General features: G+C 40.5%; 2 protein-coding genes. Both read left to right on the plus strand.

Annotation, left to right across the window (positions count from 1 at the left end; all coding sequences use genetic code 11):
- On the plus strand, positions 1–826 hold an 826-nt coding region (locus B879_RS23020; RefSeq protein ID WP_051012727.1), incomplete at its 5' end, for a hypothetical protein.
- A gap of 348 nt (positions 827–1,174) precedes the next feature.
- The gene (gene bshC / locus B879_RS20655) at positions 1,175–1,558 is read left to right on the plus strand and encodes a bacillithiol biosynthesis protein BshC (protein ID WP_009187171.1); all 384 of its coding nucleotides are present in this window, start codon (positions 1,175–1,177) and stop codon (positions 1,556–1,558) included.
- The last annotated feature ends 172 nt before the right edge of the window (positions 1,559–1,730 follow it).

The raw sequence follows: 1,730 nt of genomic DNA on the forward strand, positions 1-1,730 counted from the left end.
ACAGAATATCAACTGGAATTTCTTCGACCTTCAAAGTGCGGAATTCTCTGTAGAAGTTGAGGCAGTTGATGCTGAAGAAGGTGAAACTTTAGAGACAGTTGAAATCTTCGTTAGACACAGAAGGCTGATACCAGGAGTAGGTTTTGAATTTATTCCTGCTGCATCCGGTGGGCAGGTCAATCAGGTACAAATTGGTACCATGACCCGTGCGGATTTCCAAAAAGCAACAGAAAACCCCAATCACCCTACGACCAGATATCTGAGAGGTACTTTCCGTATATCTGCTGCTCAGGTGGTTCAAGCTTTGGGTGTAACCTTTGCTGATTTGGCAGGTGGTGATGCTTTCGAATTTAGATTAAGAGCTACTGATAGGTTTGGTAGGGTATTCTCTGACACAAACCGTTCTCCTGATGTTCAGGGTGGTTTCTTCTATCGTTCACCCTTCAGGTATGATGTACCTATCGTATGTCCATCCAATATCTCTACTGCAGATGATGTATGGGATGCTACTTCAACATCGAGATTTGGTACCTTCTCAGCTGAAGTAACTGTAAGGAGAGCTCCAAATTCTGACTTCAACTGGATCATTTCTGATGTTTCTGCCGGTTTGTATGCATCATTTGGTTTCAGTACGACCCAAGAAGGTATCTTCAATGACCTTTGTAGACAGATTACTTGGGTAGGTCCTGGAAGTACACAATTTGGTCTTGTGCCACCTAATGTGGAAGAGCCTGGTACTTGGGATCCTGATACAGGAACATTGACCGTGTTCTGGAGAGATAACGGTAATAACATCGACGGTACAACTGTCCTTGTAAAGCGCTAATCAAGTAAACTAGTAAACTTTCTTCATAATAAAAAAAGCAGCGTCTATTGGGCGCTGTTTTTTTTATGTCATTAAAAATGAGTATTTAAAACAACAGTAGTCCAGAGAAAACAGCCTCTTCTACATGGAAGAAGGATTTTGAAAGCGCATTGAACCCGAAATATGCATTAGAACTTCTATTACGAGCTCAAAACACTTTATAATCAATCGTTTCACTGCATTTAGCTCATTCACCATAGAGATGACTATGCTTCATTCGCTAAATGCCTGATTATTTTGTGTTTTGATCTCTCACTACGAACCCTAATGCATAATCCGGGTTGAAAAAATTGAATTGTACACAGGGTCTTGAACAGATCGATTTTCTTCGTAGAGGAGGAACTCAGAGAAATGCTGGAAGCCCATCCAGAGTGGTTCAGTCCTAATGTCGTATTAAGACCTATCTACGAGGAGACTATTTTACCCAATATTGCTTACTTGGGAGGTTCTGCAGAAGTGGCCTATTGGATGCAGCTCAAGCCTATGTTTGACCGCTTCAGTGTTCAGTTTTCTGCTTTGAGGCCGAGTAATTCTGCTTTGGTGCCTAATACTGCTGTTCAGCTTACAATTGAAAAGTTCGGACTGGAAGATAAAGCCCTGTTTCAGTCTTTGCTGTACATGAAAACAGCTTTTGTTCAGCAACAGGCTGAAATGGATGTTACTTTATCTGAAGAAAAAGAAAAGTTAATTTGATTGTTTGATCAAATTGGGCATCAGACAGCTGCCTGGGTATAGTGCTTTTGTAGATAAAGTTTCGGGTATTTTGAAAAGTGCGATAAATAATTTTTCTTTACACATCAACTAAACTAAAATACCTTATGAGAAAAGCTTTACTCTTTGTTATTGCGCTTTTCACCATGGCACT

The organism is Cecembia lonarensis LW9 (assembly GCF_000298295.1).
Lineage (GTDB): Bacteria > Bacteroidota > Bacteroidia > Cytophagales > Cyclobacteriaceae > Cecembia > Cecembia lonarensis.